The organism is Haemophilus sp. HMSC61B11 (genome assembly GCF_001838615.1).
Taxonomy (GTDB): Bacteria; Pseudomonadota; Gammaproteobacteria; order Enterobacterales; family Pasteurellaceae; genus Haemophilus_D; species Haemophilus_D parainfluenzae_AD.
On record NZ_KV838003.1, the window covers coordinates 60,123 to 79,588 of the forward strand.

14 protein-coding genes, 1 tRNA gene and 1 pseudogene are annotated in these 19,466 nt (G+C 38.5%); 9 read left to right on the forward strand and 7 right to left on the reverse strand.

The features are described from left to right. Window positions 1-312 precede the first annotated feature (312 nt). Window positions 313-1,551, forward strand: coding sequence for an HAAAP family serine/threonine permease (locus tag HMPREF3263_RS09430; RefSeq protein ID WP_049370851.1), 1,239 nt, complete (start codon window positions 313-315; stop codon window positions 1,549-1,551). Between the two features lie 35 nt (window positions 1,552-1,586). Continuing rightward, window positions 1,587-2,957 (forward strand): L-serine ammonia-lyase, encoded by a 1,371-nt coding sequence (locus HMPREF3263_RS09435; protein ID WP_049370852.1) that lies wholly within the window; start codon window positions 1,587-1,589, stop codon window positions 2,955-2,957. Between the two features lie 45 nt (window positions 2,958-3,002). Here the strand turns inward: HMPREF3263_RS09435 and HMPREF3263_RS09440 are convergent, their stop codons facing one another. Next, window positions 3,003-4,094 carry a metallophosphoesterase gene (locus HMPREF3263_RS09440; protein WP_005698639.1) on the reverse strand — a complete coding sequence of 364 codons (1,092 nt, stop codon included), beginning with the start codon at window positions 4,092-4,094 and terminating at the stop codon, window positions 3,003-3,005. Between the two features lie 135 nt (window positions 4,095-4,229). Here HMPREF3263_RS09440 and HMPREF3263_RS09445 point away from each other — a divergent pair, with 135 nt between their 5' ends. The 6 genes from HMPREF3263_RS09445 to HMPREF3263_RS09470 all read left to right on the forward strand — a co-directional run bounded on the left by HMPREF3263_RS09445 (window position 4,230) and on the right by HMPREF3263_RS09470 (window position 9,291). Further along, window positions 4,230-4,559, forward strand: coding sequence for a YbaB/EbfC family nucleoid-associated protein (locus tag HMPREF3263_RS09445; RefSeq protein WP_005698673.1), 330 nt, complete (start codon window positions 4,230-4,232; stop codon window positions 4,557-4,559). 61 nt (window positions 4,560-4,620) lie between these two features. Then, window positions 4,621-5,223, forward strand: a complete 603-nt coding sequence (gene recR / locus HMPREF3263_RS09450) for a recombination mediator RecR (protein ID WP_005696838.1) — start codon at window positions 4,621-4,623, stop codon at window positions 5,221-5,223. A gap of 4 nt (window positions 5,224-5,227) precedes the next feature. Beyond that, entirely contained in the window at window positions 5,228-7,171 is a 1,944-nt protein-coding gene (locus tag HMPREF3263_RS09455) for a DNA topoisomerase III (protein ID WP_005698708.1), read from the forward strand. Between the two features lie 116 nt (window positions 7,172-7,287). After that, window positions 7,288-7,635, forward strand: a complete 348-nt coding sequence (gene secG, locus HMPREF3263_RS09460; protein ID WP_005698620.1) for a preprotein translocase subunit SecG — start codon at window positions 7,288-7,290, stop codon at window positions 7,633-7,635. Between the two features lie 20 nt (window positions 7,636-7,655). Beyond that, window positions 7,656-7,741: transfer RNA gene (locus tag HMPREF3263_RS09465), tRNA-Leu, on the forward strand. Between the two features lie 128 nt (window positions 7,742-7,869). Further along, window positions 7,870-9,291, forward strand: a complete 1,422-nt coding sequence (locus HMPREF3263_RS09470) for a sucrose-specific PTS transporter subunit IIBC (RefSeq protein ID WP_049370853.1) — start codon at window positions 7,870-7,872, stop codon at window positions 9,289-9,291. A gap of 88 nt (window positions 9,292-9,379) precedes the next feature. On the opposite strand, the gene HMPREF3263_RS09475 is transcribed toward HMPREF3263_RS09470, so the two are convergent. Further along, window positions 9,380-9,847, reverse strand: coding sequence for a hypothetical protein (locus tag HMPREF3263_RS09475; RefSeq protein ID WP_049370854.1), 468 nt, complete (start codon window positions 9,845-9,847; stop codon window positions 9,380-9,382). A gap of 261 nt (window positions 9,848-10,108) precedes the next feature. Here HMPREF3263_RS09475 and HMPREF3263_RS09480 point away from each other — a divergent pair. Beyond that, window positions 10,109-10,880: pseudogene (locus tag HMPREF3263_RS09480) on the forward strand (DUF4143 domain-containing protein). Between the two features lie 66 nt (window positions 10,881-10,946). Here the strand turns inward: HMPREF3263_RS09480 and HMPREF3263_RS09485 are convergent. From HMPREF3263_RS09485 to metH, 5 genes are all read right to left on the reverse strand, one after another. Next, window positions 10,947-13,067 (reverse strand): ATP-binding cassette domain-containing protein, encoded by a 2,121-nt coding sequence (locus tag HMPREF3263_RS09485; RefSeq protein WP_049370855.1) that lies wholly within the window; start codon window positions 13,065-13,067, stop codon window positions 10,947-10,949. Beyond that, window positions 13,057-14,136: a HesA/MoeB/ThiF family protein gene (locus HMPREF3263_RS09490; RefSeq protein ID WP_049370856.1), complete on the reverse strand. Its 1,080-nt coding sequence runs from the start codon at window positions 14,134-14,136 to the stop codon at window positions 13,057-13,059. The genes HMPREF3263_RS09485 and HMPREF3263_RS09490 overlap by 11 nt, the downstream gene beginning before the upstream one ends. Continuing rightward, window positions 14,129-15,268 carry a HesA/MoeB/ThiF family protein gene (locus HMPREF3263_RS09495; RefSeq protein ID WP_049370857.1) on the reverse strand — a complete coding sequence of 380 codons (1,140 nt, stop codon included), beginning with the start codon at window positions 15,266-15,268 and terminating at the stop codon, window positions 14,129-14,131. Before HMPREF3263_RS09495 ends, HMPREF3263_RS09490 begins: the two co-directional genes overlap by 8 nt. A 51-nt stretch (window positions 15,269-15,319) precedes the next feature. After that, on the reverse strand, window positions 15,320-15,460 hold the full coding sequence (locus HMPREF3263_RS09500; RefSeq protein WP_204369569.1) for a hypothetical protein: 141 nt from the start codon (window positions 15,458-15,460) through the stop codon (window positions 15,320-15,322). 174 nt (window positions 15,461-15,634) lie between these two features. Then, window positions 15,635-19,327 carry a methionine synthase gene (gene metH, locus HMPREF3263_RS09505; RefSeq protein WP_005698695.1) on the reverse strand — a complete coding sequence of 1,231 codons (3,693 nt, stop codon included), beginning with the start codon at window positions 19,325-19,327 and terminating at the stop codon, window positions 15,635-15,637. Window positions 19,328-19,466: the final 139 nt, after the last annotated feature.

The following is a 19,466-nucleotide window of genomic DNA, read 5'->3' on the forward strand; positions in this document are numbered from 1 at the left end:
AGGTTCGAGTCCCGCAGGAGGAGCCAAATTCTAAGAAGCCGCTAAAGCAATTTAGTGGCTTTTTGCTTTTTAGAATTCAGCATTATTCTGTTTTTTTCCTCTCTTTAAAATTTGCTCAAATTTCTCACCGCACTTTTTTGATCTAGATAAATATTTATGTAAAAAAGTTACATAAAATTGTTAGTAAGATCACACTTTATTATTTTGCACTTTGCGATCACCCCCTAACGTTATCATAATGCCACCATTAATTTAATGAATGAATAGTCATTAAATAAACGATTTTATAATTTTAACTTTAGAGGGTGATTTATGAGCACTACAACTAATAAAAAATGGAATAAATTTGATACAGCTTGGGTATTAAACTTATTTGGAACTGCGGTGGGCGCAGGGGTATTATTTTTACCAATCAATGCAGGGATGGGCGGCTTTTGGCCTTTGATTGTGATGGCGGTTTTAGTTGGACCGATGACGTATTTTGCGCATCGTGGTTTGGCTTATTTCGTGTTGTCTTCTTCTAAACCCGGCAGTGATATTACTGAAGTGGTAGAAGAACATTTCGGCCCGACCGCTGGGAAATTAATTACATTATTATATTTCTTTGCGATCTTCCCAATTTTATTGATTTATGGAAACGGGATCACTAATACGGTTGATTCTTTTATTGTCAACCAATTAGGCATGGCTTCACCAAACCGTGTGATTCTTTCTTTTGTATTGATTGCGATATTGATTTCAGTCATGTTGTTCAGTGAAAAAGTGATGTTGAAAATCACCGAATTACTAGTGTATCCATTGGTGTTGATTCTCTTTGCGTTATCAATTTATCTCATTCCGCAATGGAATGCTTCAATGCTTTATGAGCTTCCTACTGCTGGTGGCTTCATCACGACATTGTGGTTAACTATCCCAGTCTTGGTTTTCTCTTTTAACCATTCTCCGGCAATTTCATCTTTTACACTTTCTCAGCAACGTGAATATAAAGATTTTAATACAACGGAATATCACATCGGTCGTACAGAAAAAGGAACGTCAACCGTATTACTGTTCTTCGTGATGTTCTTTGTATTTAGCTGTGTATTAACTTTAACACCAGCAGAGTTATTAGAAGCAAAAGCACAAAATATCAGTATCTTGTCTTATCTTGCTAACAAATTTGATAACCCATACATTTCTTATTTTGCACCATTAGTGGCTTTCTTCGCGATTACAAGCTCATTCTTTGGCCATTATTTAGGAGCACGTGAAGGTTTAGAAGGTTTATACCTCAAAATGAAAGGTGAAAGCGTGAATCGTAAAAAATTAAATTACGGTACTGCAGTTTTCTTTTTACTCACTTTATGGGGCGTAGCGATTATTAACCCAAGTATTTTAGGTTTAATTGAATCCCTTGGTGGCCCAATCATTGCGATGATCCTTTTCATTATGCCGATGTATGCGATCCGTAATGTACCAGCTATGAAACGTTATCAAGGTCGTTTTAGCAATGTATTTGTTACAGTTATGGGATTAATTGCTATCTCCGCGGTCGTATATGGATTATTATAAGCGGCTTTTTAGTTTAGCTTAGGATTTAAAATAATATGATTAGTGTATTTGATATGTTTAAAGTGGGAGTTGGGCCATCCAGCTCCCATACTGTCGGCCCGATGAAAGCAGGCAAGCAGTTTATAGACGATTTAATCGAGCAAGGTAACTTTGATGCTGTTGCAACCTTGCATGTTGATGTGTATGGCTCTCTCTCAATGACGGGGCATGGTCATAATACAGATATTGCGATCATTATGGGATTGGTCGGTTATCTCCCGCATGATGTGGATATTGATTTAATCCCAACCTTTATCGAACAGGTTAAACAAACTAAAAAACTGTCGATTGCACAGGGCAAAAAAAACGTTAATTTCGATTGGGATGCCAATATGGTATTCCATAATTCCTTTTTATCATTGCATGAAAACGGTATGACCATTACTGCATTAGATGCTGATCGTAACATGCTTTACCGCCAAACTTATTATTCTATCGGTGGTGGATTTATTGTAGATGAAGCGCATTTTGGTCAAGAGGAAGAAAATCCGGTTACTGTGCCGTATCCTTATCAACATGCTGAAGATATTTTGAAACATTGTCAGGAGAGTGGCTTAATGCTCTCTACGGTGATGATGAAAAATGAATTAGCATTGCGTGATAAAAAAGAGGTTGAAGCACATTTACAGAATGTTTGGAAAACCATGAAGGATTGTATTGAACATGGTATTAAAACAGAAGGTGTGTTACCAGGTCCTTTAAAAGTTGCTCGTCGTGCGCCATCACTTTATCGTCTCTTGGAGGCGAATAGTGGCCGTTTAGCCCATGATCCCATGTATGTGATCGACTGGGTGAATATGTTCGCCCTTGCAGTAAATGAAGAGAACGCAGCAGGTGGTCGCGTCGTAACAGCACCAACAAATGGTGCATGTGGTATTGTGCCGGCTGTGCTTTCTTATTATGAAAAATTTGTCGCACCTTTAACGCCAGAAGTTATTGAACGCTACTTATTGGCTGCAGGTATGATTGGTTCTCTTTATAAGATGAATGCGTCTATTTCAGGGGCAGAGGTTGGTTGCCAAGGTGAAGTGGGCGTGGCATGTTCAATGGCTGCAGCAGGTTTAACTGAAATCTTAGGTGGTACACCAGTACAAGTATGTATTGCAGCAGAAATTGCGATGGAACATAATCTGGGCTTAACTTGCGACCCGGTTGGAGGTCAAGTACAAGTACCTTGTATTGAACGTAATGCCATTGCTTCAGTGAAAGCGATTAACGCAAGCCGTATGGCATTACGCCGAACCACGAATCCTCGCGTAACCTTGGATAAAGTGATCGAAACCATGTATGAAACAGGTAAAGATATGAATGCTAAATATCGCGAAACATCGAAAGGTGGCTTAGCGGTGAAGGTAGTGTGTTCTTAAGAGCTAATTGATAATAAAAGAGCGGTCATTTTTGACCGCTCTTTTTTATTTTCCTTTCACATCGATAATGATTACTTCCGATTGAGATCCTAAGCGCATAGGAATGCCCCAGAAGCCGTAACCAGAAGTGACAAAAACATGTAGATTGCCAATTTTTTCATGACCATAATCCAGACGATACATCATTTTTGTGATCAAACTGGCGGGGAATACTTGCCCTTTATGTGCATGCCCTGAAACTTGAATATCAAGCGGAAGAGAAGTGTGCTTTTCGATATCTGTTGGGCGGTGATCCAATAGAATAATCGGTAAGTCAGTATTCACTTGTTTTAATAACGTCTTGGTGCTTGGTCTATCGTGAGCAAGATTGTCATTTCGTCCAATCAGTACCAATTCATTATTTAATGTTAATGTTTCATCTCTTAATACCGTAATACCCGCTTTGCGAATTTCTTGATCAATTCGATCTTGGTCCCCAAATAAATCGTGATTGCCTAGTGTGGCATAAACGCCCATTGGAGCCTTGAGTTTAGCTAAATGAGGTTGCATTTTTTCGGCTAAATAGGCATTGACGTTATCATCCATAATATCGCCAGGTAGTAAAATGATATCGACCTTTTCCTGCTGCATAATATCAGCCAGTTTATCCAATTCTTTCCCACCAAATAATTTGCCTAAATGGAGATCGCTTGCCATGCCAATTCGCAATGGTTTAATCGGTTTATCTAGCGTAATTTCATAATGAATAACACGTGTGACATAGGCGTTATACACACTTAAGGCAGTGATACCAATAAATAAAAGCGGGTAAGCAATGCGTAAAGTGCGGTCGATTTTGGTGATGGATTTGGATTTTCGGAAAAGAAAGTGAATACCTCCCACGGCGATACTCGCAAAGGCTGAAAAAAGGAGCAGTGCGAGCATTAAAGCAATAAGTCGAAATACCGTAAAAAGCTTTAAAAAATGGCAAATAACCAAGACATTAGGAAGCAAAAAACTGACAAAGGTAATTGCTCGTCTTGTCTTTGGGGAGAGCGGTTTGTTAAGCCACCAAATCAGCGTTTTATTAAAAATATAAATCAGCAGTTGTAACAAAATAATGGCTGCCGTAAATATAAAGTAATAACGAGTTTCCATCTGCGATTCCTAAATAAAAGTGCGGTCGTTTTTGCCCCAGTTTTGAAGTATGGAATAATAAATTTCTCTGTTCCCAAAGGCAAATTTTTTCGCTAAAATGCGGCTCGTTTTAGTTAATTCAAGAAGGAAAATCCAATGTTCGGAAAAGGCGGTTTAGGCGGCTTAATGAAACAAGCCCAACAAATGCAAGAAAAAATGCAAAAAATGCAGGAAGAAATTGCCCAATTAGAAGTAACTGGCGAAAGTGGTGCAGGTTTAGTAAAAATCACGATTAATGGTGCGCACAACTGCCGTCGTATTGAGATCGATCCTTCTTTAATGGAAGACGATAAAGAAATGTTGGAAGATTTAATCGCTGCCGCATTCAACGATGCTGTCCGTCGTGCAGAAGAATTGCAAAAAGAAAGAATGGCTTCTGTGACCGCAGGCATGCCATTACCGCCAGGAATGAAACTTCCATTTTAATTCATTGGGTGTGTGAATTTATTGGTTCACACACCATCCATTTTCTCCCATCATAAATATTATGCAAAGCAGTCCACTTTTAGAACATCTTATTGAAAACCTTCGTTGCTTGCCTGGTGTTGGCCCGAAATCAGCGCAGCGTATGGCTTATCATCTTTTACAGCGCAATCGTAGCGGTGGAATGAACCTAGCACGTGCATTAACGGAAGCGATGTCTAAAATTGGACATTGTTCACAGTGTCGCGATTTTACCGAAGAGGAAACGTGCAATATTTGTAACAATCCTCGTCGTCAAAATTCAGGTTTACTTTGCGTGGTGGAAATGCCAGCGGATATTCAAGCCATTGAGCAAACCGGCCAGTTTTCTGGACGTTATTTTGTCTTAATGGGGCATTTATCGCCTTTAGATGGTATTGGTCCGAAAGAAATAGGTTTAGATTTATTGCAAAAACGTCTGGTAGAAGAATCTTTCCACGAAGTGATTTTAGCGACCAATCCAACGGTAGAAGGCGATGCAACAGCGAATTATATTGCTGAAATTTGCCATCAGCACAATATTAAAGTGAGCCGTATTGCTCACGGGATCCCTGTCGGTGGGGAATTAGAAACTGTGGATGGTACTACCTTAACCCACTCTTTCTTAGGTCGTCGTCAGATCGACTAATCTTATGCGCCTGTTTATTGCCGAGAAACCCAGTCTTGGGCGAGCGATTGCCGATGTATTGCCAAAGCCTCATCAACGGGGGGATGGTTTTATTAAATGTGGCAATGATGATGTTGTGACTTGGTGCGTGGGGCATTTGCTTGAACAAGCAGAACCGGATGCCTACGATCCTAAATTTAAACAATGGCGTTTAGAACATTTACCCATCATTCCTGAAAAGTGGATTCTGTTACCGCGAAAGGAAGTAAAAAAACAACTTTCTGTGGTGGAAAAACTGATTCATCAAGCCGATGTTTTAGTTAACGCAGGCGACCCGGATAGAGAAGGGCAGTTGCTGGTGGATGAAGTGTTCAGCTATGCCAATTTATCAGCGGAAAAACGTGATGGGATTTTGCGTTGTTTGATTAGCGATCTTAATCCAAGCGCGGTCGAAAAAGCGGTACAAAAACTCCAACCGAATCGTCATTTTATCCCATTAGCCACCTCTGCACTGGCGCGTGCTCGAGCCGATTGGCTTTATGGCATTAATATGACCCGTGCTTATACCATTCGCGGTCGCCAAGCCGGTTATGATGGCGTGCTTTCTGTTGGGCGAGTGCAAACGCCCGTATTAGGCTTGATTGTTCGCCGTGATTTGGAAATTGAAAATTTCCAACCTAAAGATTTCTATGAAGTATTGGCGTGGGTAAAAGAAGAAAAAACGTCTGAAAATCCGACCGCACTTTTTTCTGCACTTTGGCAACCGAGTAAAGCTTGCGAAGACTACCAAGATGAAGATGGTCGAGTGCTGTCTTTAGGCTTAGCCGAAAATGTGGTGAAACGCATTACCGATCAACCTGCCGAAGTGACCGAATATGTAGATAAGCGCGAGAAAGAAACTGCCCCTTTACCTTATTCGTTGTCAGCGTTGCAGATTGATGCGGCAAAACGGTTTGGCATGTCAGCGCAAAGCGTGTTGGATACCTGTCAGCGGTTATATGAAACCCATCGTTTGATTACTTATCCGCGTTCAGATTGTCGTTATTTACCAGAAGAGCATTTTGCTGAACGACATAAAGTGATGAATGCCATTTCACAGCATTGTCAGACTTATCAAACCTTGCCATCGGTGGTGGATAGCGAGCAGCGTAATCGTTGTTGGAATGACAAAAAAGTAGAAGCGCACCATGCAATCATTCCAACGGCTAACACACGTTCGATCAATTTAAGTATTGATGAACAGCGTATTTATGAATTGATTGCACGCCAGTATTTATTGCAGTTTTGCCCAGATGCGGAATATCGTAAAAGCAAAATTACCTTAAGTATTGCAGGCGGTACTTTTGTGGCGCAAGCGCGCAACTTGCAAACCGCAGGTTGGAAAGAATTGCTTGGCAAAGAAGACGAAGATGAAAATCAAGAGCCACTATTGCCGATCGTCAAAAAAGGACAGATTCTGTATTGTGAACGAGGTGAAGTGGTGAGTAAAAAAACGCAACCGCCGAAACCTTTTACCGATGCGACATTGCTTTCGGCAATGACAGGGATTGCGCGTTTTGTGCAAGATAAAGAATTGAAAAAAATTCTGCGTGAAACGGATGGGCTTGGCACAGAGGCAACACGCGCAGGCATTATTGAATTACTGTTTAAACGAGGCTTTTTGACCAAAAAAGGACGCAATATTCACACCACAGAAACGGGGCGGATCCTCATTTCAGCGCTACCGGATATTGCTACGCAACCTGATATGACGGCACATTGGGAAGCGCAGTTAACGGATATCAGCCAAAAACAGGCGAGTTATCAGCAATTTATGTTTACGCTTAATCAAATGTTGCCGGATTTGGTGCGTTTTGTGGATTTCACCGCATTACGTCGTTTAAGTCAGATTTCAAAAGGTTTAAATACGGCACCTGCTAAACGAAAAAGAGCGGTCAAAAAATCAGAAAATTTAAACGCTGAAAATTGATTAAACTTAATACAATTAAGTAAAAAAAATGGGAAAGCGCTTGCGAAAAGCATGAATTTTATATAACATTTGCTCCCAGTTTTCTTGCGAAATCGCAATTTAGAGAAGAAAGAATAATGTACAATATTTTATTATTTATTTATGTATTAGTTTGTATCGCCTTAATCGGCTTTATCCTTGTTCAACAAGGTAAAGGTGCGAATGCAGGTGCGTCATTTGGCGGTGGTGCATCAGGTACTATGTTTGGTTCTGCAGGTGCAGGTAACTTTTTAACCCGTACCAGCGCAATTTTAGCAACTGGCTTTTTTGTCATCGCTTTAGTGTTAGGTAATATCAATTCTCACCGCGGTAACGTACAAAAAGGTTCATTTGACGATTTATCTCAAACTGCTGAACAAGTTCAACAACAGCAACAACAAGTTGCTCCAGCAGTTGAAAACAAAAATAATGATATTCCGCAATAAGGAATAAAAACAGAATAAACGCTCTGGTGGTGGAATTGGTAGACACGCTATCTTGAGGGGGTAGTGGCCGCAGGCCGTGCGAGTTCAAGTCTCGCCCAGAGCACCAACTATAAACCGACTTAATCAAGTCGGTTTTTTTTCACCTAAAATTTGCTTGAATAACTAGTTATTATCCCCTGTTTTGGTTACAATCGGTCAATTTCTTTTTCTTTAGAGACCCATTAGGAGAGCACAATGAACTTCCCTCAAATCGCCCAACAAGTGATTGATAAACTTGGTGGCAAAGAAAACATCGCCACAGCAGCACATTGCGCAACGCGTTTACGTATTGTGTTAAACGATGAAAGCAAAGTGGACAAAGAAGGTATTGATAACATTGAAGGCGTGAAAGGGCAGTTTGCTGTCGCTGGTCAATATCAAATTATCTTTGGCTCAGGTACGGTGAATAAAGTCCATGCTGAACTCACCAAATTACTTGGTATTGGCGATGTGAGCAAAGCCGAAGTGGCAGAAGCAGCATCTGGAAATCAAAACTTATTACAACGTTTGGTAAAAGGCTTAGCGGATATTTTCGTGCCAATCATTCCGGCAATTGTTGCAGGCGGTTTGTTAATGGGTATTCACTCCATGCTGACAGCGAAAGGTTTCTTCGTTGATGAATTAAGCGTGATTGATATGCACCCAGGTCTTGCAGATTTGGTGGACTTCATTAATACCATCGCGAACGCACCGTTTGTGTTCTTACCGGTATTACTTGGTTTCTCTGCAACCCGTAAATTCGGCGGTAACCCATTCTTAGGGGCAGCGCTTGGGATGTTGTTGGTTCATCCTGCATTAGCAGACGGTTGGAACTACGCATTAACCCTTGCTCAAGGCAAAATCCAATACTGGAATGTATTCGGTCTTGAAATTGAAAAAGTCGGATATCAAGGCACGGTTATCCCAACATTAGTTTCTGCTTGGGTATTAGCAACCTTAGAAAAAACCTTCCGTAAATTTGTGCCTTCTTACTTAGATAACCTGATTACCCCATTATTCTCGCTCTTTATTGCGGGCTTCTTAGCATTCACCGTAATCGGTCCAATCGGTCGTGAAGCGGGCTCATTAATTGCATCAGGCTTAACTTGGTTATATGACACCTTAGGCTTTGTTGGTGGTGCAATCTTCGGGGCATTCTATGCACCAATCGTGATCACCGGTATGCACCAAACCTTCATTGCAGTTGAAACACAATTATTGGCTGAAATGGCAAATACAGGTGGTACCTTTATTTTCCCAATTGCCGCCATGTCAAACATCGCACAAGGTGCAGCCTGTTTAGGTGTGGCAGTGGCATTAAAAGATCCAAAAGTACGCGGTTTAGCGGTGCCATCGGGTATCTCTGCATTATTAGGGATTACTGAACCAGCAATGTTCGGGGTGAACTTACGTTATCGTCAAGCTTTCTTTGCGGCGATGATTGGTTCAGGCTTAGCGAGCGCCTTTATCGCATTCTTCAATGTAAAAGCCATTGCATTAGGCGCAGCAGGTTTCTTAGGTATTCCATCTATTAAACCAGATAGCCTTGCGATGTACTGCATCGGTATGGTGATTTCATTTGTGGTGGCATTCACGCTTTCAGTCGTGTTCGTGAAACGTGCACAAGAAAAAGCATAATCGAAATAAAAAAGAAAAAGCACGAGTTTAACCTCGTGCTTTTTGTTTGGAAAAATGTGTCTAAAAATGACCGCACTTTTAGTGAGAATTAGCCTTCTCGACAGTTTAACCAAGTGCTTTTCATGCCTTGATTATTTTTGTAGTACACAGAATTATTTTCACGTGCGATTAAATCAACATAACTGCCATCAATCGGCTCATAAGAGCGATAAATCACTTCAAAGCGATTTCCACGTGCATTTAAGGTACGATTTTCCACATGATCGAACGGTACGGCTTTTCCACCATCTAATTGGAAATAAATTCCAAAGTTATCTTTCATGCGGCTTTCTCTTGAAAGCGGGAAGTAAGTGGTTAAATAAGAATTCGAGCCCGTTTCTGAATTACGGCAAGAATAGTAATAACGCTTGTAATCTTTCGGATTGTTTAATTCCGCTTGGCTAATGTTATTTTTAAGGTATCGTGTTTTAACGGTTTTCTTTGGTTGTTGTGTTGTGGTACAAGCAAACAACCCTACGAATGCAGCCGTGAGCAATGCTAATTTGAATTTATTCATTGATAAAGTTCCGAGAGTAGAGTGAATGAGAAAGGGAGTATAATAGCGGAAATTGGGGATAGTGCAATATACAAAGGGGAAGTGCGGTGAGTTTTTAGGTGTTTTTTAGTGAAATTAGGCACGCACTAGGAAGTGTGCGCCTTCATGGTAGACTATGATTGCACTATTCCAAATTCATTTACCTCTCCATAAATTGGAAATAAACTTCCAATTTATATGTAATTCACAAAAATATGAAATCCATTTCCAATTGGTGAAGCCATGATCTCTCGTGAAAATTATTTACTGTAACCTGATTCAATTTAAAGATACTGATTTTATCAAAGTCATCTCTGGTGTTCATCGTTCCGGTAAATCGGTGTTACTCATGCAATACCGTGATTACTTGCAACAGCAAGGCATTCCTTCCGAAAATATTCTTTATCTCAATTTTGAATCTTTTGAATATCAATGGGTGAAAGATACCCATATTCTTAAAAGCGTGATTCTCTTTTTAGCGGATAATGTTGGACAGTTGGTCAATCCAAGCAAAATTAGCAACACGCTCACGTCTGAACGTGTCTCCACTTCAAACCACACGATTAGCAAATATCTTGATCTGTTAGAAAATGCCTTTCTTTTTTATAAAGCAAAACAATATGATATTCGCGGAAAAGGCTATTTAAAAACTAATGCGAAATATTTTATTGTGGATAACGGTTTAAGACGACACGCTATCGGCAAAAAAGGCGCGAATTATGCCAATCGACTAGAAAATATCGTCTTTATTGAATTACTCAGACGTGGTTATACCGTAGATGTGGGCAAACTCGATAGCAAAGACATTGATTTTATCGTCCGAAAAGCCGATGAGATTTTATATGTGCAAGTCGCCTTTGAAATCCCTGAAAATACCCACGAAACGGATAATCTTTTGCATATTAAAGATAACTATAAAAAGATCTTAATTACGGGGAAATATTACGAACAAACAGAGATTGATGGAATTGAAGTGGTTTATGTGGTGGATTGGTTGATTGGGGCTAGAGGGTAACGAGTTACCCTCAGCTAAGTATTATTAGTAACCAGAGTCATCTAATTAGTTTATTAGCATACTTTTTTATCCCAAGAACTCCTGAGAAAGAACTTTACCTCCATTATTACCTGAATATGGACCTATTTTTACTTCATAATCAACAAATGGTAAGACTTCTTTCCTATGTTCTATTAATATTACAGCAGAGAATAATTCTGCCTTTTGATAGATAAAATTACTTACTTGGCTAGCTGTTTCTGAGTCTAATCCAGCAATTGGTTCATCAATAATAAGGATTCTTTTAGTTTCTTTTTGTCTAGATAGATGCTCACATAATTTTAATCTTCTAGTTTCTCCTCCAGATAAAGATTGAGTTTTCCTAGATAATTTCAAATGCCCAAGCCCAAGCTGGGCAGCAGTCTCTAATATATTTTTTAATTCACTAAAATCTTGAGGTATTTTTTTTATTAATTCATTGATATCAGTTTGATAATAATCTACTAAAGATAAACCATCTACAGTTTTATAAATTGAACTATTATTTTTATCAAATAACTCTCCAGAGCAATAATGACAATCTAGATATAAATCTTTCTCAAATCCCCTCTCATATTTCATAACTCCAATGCCATTACAATGTTTACATCCTGCATTCTTATTTAATAGAAATTCTGAAGTAGGTAATCCAGTTTTTTTAGAAAAATAATCTGATATAACATTACTTACCTTTAAGGTTGAAGCTAAGACAGATCTAGAGGAATAATTAGAATTCTTTTGAGTTATGTAAATAGCATTGCTATATAATTCAATCCATCTTCCTAGACTAGATTTTCCGCAACCAGATATCCCAGTAAAAACTGTGATAGATTTTTTAGGGATATTAACTGATTGATTTATTAGATTATTTTTATTGATATTTTCGAATTTAAAAAAATCTTTAGTTTTCTTCCGAGATATAAATATATTTAACGGCTGAATTTTTTCATTATCACATATATACCCTCCTTGATCACCAGGAAACTTACCTATATGTAGCATAACATCTGCACGTTTAATAAAATAACTATTATGATCAACTAAAACTATAGTATTATTTTTTGCCAAACTTTTTAACTTATTGAAAATAAATGGGTAGTAATCATCGCTTAACTGAGATGATATTTCATCAATAACAAATAATACACCTGATATATTCGAATTTAGAATTCGACTAAATTTTAGTTTTTGTAATTCCCCACCAGATAATGATGGAATAGAACGATTTAAACTAATATACCCTAGCCCCATTTCACAAATAGAATCGAATATTCTATATAGATTATAGAAGGTGCCTGCTTGGTCTTTTAGCTTATCTCTAAGCTCTATAAGTGGTGCTGTTAATAGCTCTATAAAATTTATACCGTTTATTTGTATATCATGATAAATATCATAATTTACTCTACTACCTAAGCAATGACTACATTCAGTAATATTTTTTATCTCTGACATTGATGATAAATTTATTTTTTCTTTCGATGCAGGAATTACACCTTCATAAAATAATTTTCTTTGTTTATATTTTCCATTATGTTTGTAACGAACTAGTATCTTATCATGACTACATCCATATAGAATTTTTTCCTTGTCCTTTTCTAATAATTCTTTATATCTTACATTAATAGGAATAGATTGTATTTCACAAAATTTTATCAATAAATTATGGTAAAGTTCAGAAAGATATCCACTCCTCCATATCCTGAATGGGTTTTCTAGAATAGATCTATTTTCGTCTATTAACTCATGGATAGATATTTCAGAAACATAGCCTAAACCATTGCAATAAGGACATTCATTATCAGGTTTATTTAGTTTTAACAAAGAGTAAGGTATGCTATTTTCTATTCTCAAAGAAGATATGATTTGGGCAATATTTAAGAAAGAATATAATGTTGATCTTGGATTATTGTTCTTATTATTTTGCGAAACTGCAACACTTGGTATTATTCCGTTATATCCAGATAGTTTATATTGAGAATTATCATTGAAACCATTCTCTAAAGATTCAAATTCATCATAACATAATTGATATAACGTTGAAAATGCTAAAGAACTTTTTCCTGCTCCTGAACGACCATAAATGGCTGTTATTTTATTCTTTGGTATAGAAACGGAAATGTTTTTTAGGTTATGTGTATTTACATTATATAATTCTATTTTATCTTTCATTTCCACACCACTCACATTCTTTATATCTATTTACATTCATAATAGAAAAATTATGTGTTTTTACATTAAATTCTATTCTACGATTAGCTTGTTGCAAATTATCAATTTTCTCAATTAATATTTTGAATGCATCTAAAGATGCTAAATTGGATGCAATTCCTGACAATGGAGAAAATGAACCTAATTTTCTATTATCTCTATGTAGTTTTTTCACATTTTTTAAACTGGATTCATTCAATTCTTTTAAAAACAAATTAAAACATTCAAAACAGGCTGTTTTAAATGGAACTATTGTTTGTCCAATTAGTGTTAAATGCAAATTATATCCACCTCCTACTATATGAGGAATATTGTTATCCATACCATATCTACTAACAATTCTACTGGTAATGTCAACATTAGGCTCATCAGCACAATTAATGATCAAATCTATTTTTTTATTTGAGAAATCATGTTTGTAGAAAAAATCTTCAGTAAGAAATTCAGGGATTATTTCTATATTACATTGTGAATTAATATTATTGATCTCTCTTTGTATGACATTAGCTTTATAACGCCCAATTTGGTCTTCAAAATAATATTGTCGATGTAAATTAGTTTCATCAACTCTATCCTTATCAACAAAAATTAAATTTCCCACACCAAGCTGAGCTAATTGGATGGATACAAGACTTCCAACGGCTCCTAACCCAATAATCATTACTCTTTTATTTTTAAGAGCATTTATCTTATTTATTACTTCGCTAGTAGAATGACAGTATTCTTCTAAGATATTTATTAAACGAATATTCTTCATTAATTCAACTGGATAACTAATATCTTGATTTATCAGAATGTACTCTTTTTCTAAATAAGAAATTAATTTCATGAATTGAACTTTATCAATGTAAGGATTTTTTAAAACAATTTCGTCTGTATTAGTCTTTCCATCAAAATTTTGGAGCAAATCAATAATTTGAGGATTTTTCATTTTTAATAATAGACTTTCTCTTGTATTAGATTTAAAAAAATCAATATATTGTTCAGTTATTACAATTCCGACTGAACGACGCAATCTTAGTTTACTCATTACAAATTGGGCACTTATTTTTTTGTTTTAACATTTCAAATTTAGTAAATATCCCTTGTTCTAGTAGATATTCATATCTTTCAGTTTTAAAATCAAAGTTTTTATCTCCAACCAAAAATTGAATAATTCTTAAACAACTTAAATTTGCTGAAAATAAAGACATACTAGAAAGACCTCCTGAACCACCAATATTACTAATTTCCCTAATAAGATCTTTGTTAACAAAATCAGAATTTATTAATTTCTCAGGGTCATCAATATCTGTATAAGTTGGTTTCCAATTAGTTAATGCTTTTTGGAAGGTTTGCTGACAACAATCAATACAAGGTGTTTTAGGTGGAAAAACTAGTTCTCCAGAACTCATTAGGTGAGCATCAAAGCCTCCCATGACATACATTGGTATTTTTTTCTTGTTTAGATATCTACCAAGTTTTAAAGAAGTATGTCCAATATATGGCTCATCACATCCATTGATTACAAGATCTATATTATTACTAATCCATTTATCAAGATCTGTTTGAGGAATAAGCATTTCATTGAATGTAGTAGTTTCAATTTTTTTATTAATTCTCTTAAGATAGTCAGACAATACGTCAACTTTATTTCTTCCAATATCAGATAAACGACAAAATAAATGACGAATTAAATCAGAATCTTTTACTTTCTTATAATCTACTAAAGTAAATCTCTCGACTCCTGCTCGGGCTAAAGTTTCAGCTATTGCTCCTGTTACCGCGCCGCATCCAATAATTGCGACATGCCTATTCTGTAATAAAGATTGAGATTCAATTCCTGAATGATTCATAACCATGTCATCAAAATAGGCAATTTGACGTGAATAACGATCATTCGTAAGAATATTCATTGCTTCACAAATAAAATGTTCTTTTTGAAAAAATGTCAACAAGTTAGTTGCATCTTCCTCTTTAAAATTACCTAACTTATTTAGAATTTCATGTGCAGTTTCTTTTCCATTTAATAAGGCTAAAAATTCGGCAACAACTTTTTGAGTTATAATTTCTTTCCTTTCTCTAGTTGTCATTCTATGAAAAGTAATTAGAATTCTTTCATGGTTTATCTCTGAAATATATACATCTAATGTATCTTGTAATTTGTATTTTTTATTTAACATAGTGATATGAAATAGCCCTATCATAACTGATAGGGCTAGTATGAAAATGAATTAATATTGTAATACCCCAGTATTTACCTCAAGGTATAATTCCCATGCATCAGTCGAAGATGCTTCATTATTAATTCTTGTGCAGACTCGGGTACAGCAATCACTACGGCTACCAGAACAACCATTAGAATATTGAGCCATAGTTGTTGATTGTTGATCAACAACCTCAAAAGCAAGATCTAGATCCATTTTGTAATCCTTTTATATAAAAATACGGAAATTAGTATAATCTTAATGAAGATCATACGGTTATGATTCTATTTTAAATCGTAATATAAGTAAATATTATGTATAGTGATTTCTAAATATCAGCACCTACTTCATCGCCACACCCAACCATTTCATCATCTCTCTCTCATCCCAGCCTTTACGTTTGGCATAATCTTGAGCTTGGTCTTCATCGATGCGACCTAAAGTGAAATAGTTGCTTGCCGGGTGGGTGAAGTACCAACCGCAGACAGAAGCTGCTGGCCACATCGCATAGCTTTCAGTGAGTTTCATGCCGATGCGTTGTTCCACGTCTAATAAATCCCAAATCAAGGCTTTTTCAGTATGTTCAGGGCAGCTTGGATAACCCGGTGCAGGGCGGATGCCGACATAGTTTTCATTGATTAACCCTTGGTTGTCGAATTCCTCTTGCGTGTAGCCCCAAATGCGGGTGCGGAGCTCAAAGTGCAGGTATTCCGCCATGGCTTCGGCGAGGCGGTCGCCCACGGCTTGTAGTAAGATAGCGTTGTAGTCATCGCCGGCAGCTTTGTAGCCTTCCACTAAATCCATTTCTTCAATACCCGCACACACGGCAAACATCCCCATCCAGTCTTTTTTGCCACTTTCGCGATCAGCGATAAAGTCGCTCAAGGCAAAGTTAAATTGGCTTTTGCTGTTTTTGCCACGTTCCGTTTGTTGGCGTAAGCCGTAAGCCGTGCCGATAGGTTGTGTGCGTTCTTCATCAGAGAAAAGCACCACATCATCGCCCACACGTTCCGCAGGGAAAATACCCAACACGCCGCTTGGATTAAGTTTGTGGTTTTGTTCAAACGCATCTAACATCGCTTGCGCATCATTCCACACGCGGCGGGCTTCTTCGCCACTCTCCGGATGATCAAAGGCATCAGGATAGCCACCCATTAAGCCCCATACACGGAAGAACGGCGACCAGTCGATAAATTTGCGCAGTTCGGCAATCGGCACATTTTTAAATTCCACAATGCCCGTTTGTTTTGGCGTTGGTGGCACATAATCCGCCCATTCACCACTAAAGCCGTCAAAACAGTTGGCGCGCGCTTCTTCGATGCTGAGCTGTTTACGCAGTGGTTTACGGTTAGAGAAAGATTGCTGAATTTTCTCATAATCCTTTTTAAACTGTTCCCATAATTCTGCACGGCTTTCAGGATTCATCAATGTCGCACACACCGTCACCGCACGGGATGCATTTGAGGTATAAAATACACCGTGTTCTTTATATTTTGGATAAAGTTTAATCGCCGTATGTTCTTTAGATGTGGTCGCACCGCCAATCATCACAGGCAGATTTAGGCCCAAGCGAGTCATTTCACCCAAGAAATATTCCATCTCATCTAAAGAAGGGGTAATCAAACCACTTAACGCGATAATATCGGCTTTTTCATCAATCGCGGTTTGAATGATTTTGTCCGCCGGCACCATTACGCCCAAGTCAATCACTTCAAAATTATTACATTGCATCACCACGCTTACGATGTTTTTACCAATATCGTGCACGTCGCCCTTTACGGTTGCAATCACCACTTTTCCGTTGCTGGAGCCTTTTTGTTTGGTGGCGTTGATAAACGGCTCTAAATACGCCACGGATTGCTTCATTACGCGTGCGGATTTCACCACTTGCGGGAGGAACATTTTACCGTCGCCGAACAGATCGCCCACTACGTCCATGCCTGCCATGAGAGGACCTTCAATTACCTCTAACGGCGTTGGCAATTTTTGACGTGCCTCTTCGGTGTCTTCGATGATGTGCGTAGTAATACCTTTTACGAGAGCGTGTTTTAAGCGTTCTTCCACCGGCCATGTACGCCATTCTGCCACAGAATCGACCGCACTTTCATCGTTGCCTTGATTACGATATTTTTCTGCAATATCGAGCAGTTTTTCGGTGGCATCAGGGTTACGATTTAGTACCGCATCTTCCACGATTTCACGTAATTCAGGATCGAGATCGTCATAAATCGCGAGCTGTCCTGCATTCACGATCCCCATATCCATACCTTGTTTGATGGCGTGATAGAGGAAGACTGCGTGGATAGCCTCACGCATCACGTTGTTACCACGGAAAGAGAAGGACACGTTTGACACACCGCCGGAAATTTTGGCGTGCGGAAGGCTACGTTTAATGCGGCCCGTGGCGTTAATGAAATCTACGCCGTAGTTGTTGTGTTCTTCAATCCCGGTGCCGATGGCAAAAATATTCGGGTCGAAAATGATGTCTTCCGGCGGGAAGCCGACTTGGTTCACCAAAATGTCATAAGCACGGCTACAAATTTCGACTTTGCGATCTTCGGTGTCTGCTTGTCCGACTTCGTCAAATGCCATCACCACCACAGCTGCACCATATTTACGCACCAGTTTAGCGTGTTTGATAAAGATTTCTTCGCCTTCTTTCAATGAGATTGAGTTCACAATCGGTTTACCTTGCACCGACTGCAAACCTGCCTCAATTACTTCCCATTTGGACGAGTCGATCATCACTGGCACTTTTGCCGCATCGGGTTCGGTCGCCATAATGTTGAGGAAACGGGTCATACATTTTTTGCCGTCGAGTAAGGCTTCGTCCATGTTCACGTCGATCACTTGCGCGCCATTTTCCACTTGGTCGATGGCAATTTCAATGGCTTCGGCAAATTTGTCTTCTTTAATTAAACGTTTGAATTTTGCCGAACCAGTCACGTTATTACGTTCGCCCACGTTCACGAATAGGCTTTCATCATCAATATTGAGTGGTTCTAAGCCTGATAAACGCATCGCGGTTTTAATTTCAGGTAATTTACGCGGTGCAATACCTTGCATAGCATCCGCAAAGGCTTTGATATGTTCTGGCGTCGTACCACAACAACCCCCGACAATATTCACAAAGCCACTTTCAGCCCATTCTTTAAGATGTGCAGCCATTTCTTCCGCCCCTAAATCGTAGCCACCAAAGGCATTTGGTAAGCCTGCATTTGGGTGAACAGATACATAGGTTTCGCTGATTTTAGACAGTTGTTCAACATATTGGCGAAGTTCTTTTGGACCTAAAGCGCAGTTCAAACCGAACGTCAGTGGTTTAGCATGACGAAGCGAGTTATAGAAGGCTTCAGTGGTTTGCCCTGAAAGCGTACGGCCGGAAGCATCGGTAATAGTGCCGGAAATCATAATCGGCAATTCCACACCTAATTCTTCAAACACGGTTTCGATGGCGAAAATTGCCGCTTTGGCATTTAGCGTGTCGAAGATGGTTTCGATCATGATTAAATCTGCGCCACCTTCAATTAAGCCTTTAATTGCCTCAGCATAGGCATCGACCAGTTCCATAAAGGTAATGTTACGGAAACCTGGATCGTTTACATCAGGAGAAATAGAGGCTGTACGGTTGGTTGGCCCTAACACGCCCGCAACAAAGCGAGGTTTTTCTGGTGTGCTGTATTTGTCTGCAGCTAAACGGGCTAGTTTTGCCCCCGCAAAATTCAGTTCGTAGGCAATAGACTGTAAATCATAATCCGCTTGCGCGATGGTGGTAGAACTGAAAGTATTGGTTTCAATAATATCAGCACCTGCTTGTAAATATTTCTCATGAATCGCAGAAATTAACAGCGGTTGGGTTAAGGTGAGCAAGTCATTATTGCCACGTAAATCAACCGCACTTTCTTTAAAACGCTCGCCTCTAAAATCAGCCTCGGTGAGTTTGTATTTTTGGATCATCGTCCCCATTGCACCATCTAAAATAAGGATGCGTTCAGCGAGGGATTTTTTCAGTAATTCGGTTTGATTATGTGACATAGACAGCTCTTTTTAAAATCAATCAATATTGCTCGGAATAATAGGGATAAGCATGGATACTGTCAAATAAAAGGGGAGAAAGTGCGGTAAAAAAATGGAATGTTTTCAAAAAGAAAGGCGGACAAATTGTCCGCCGAAT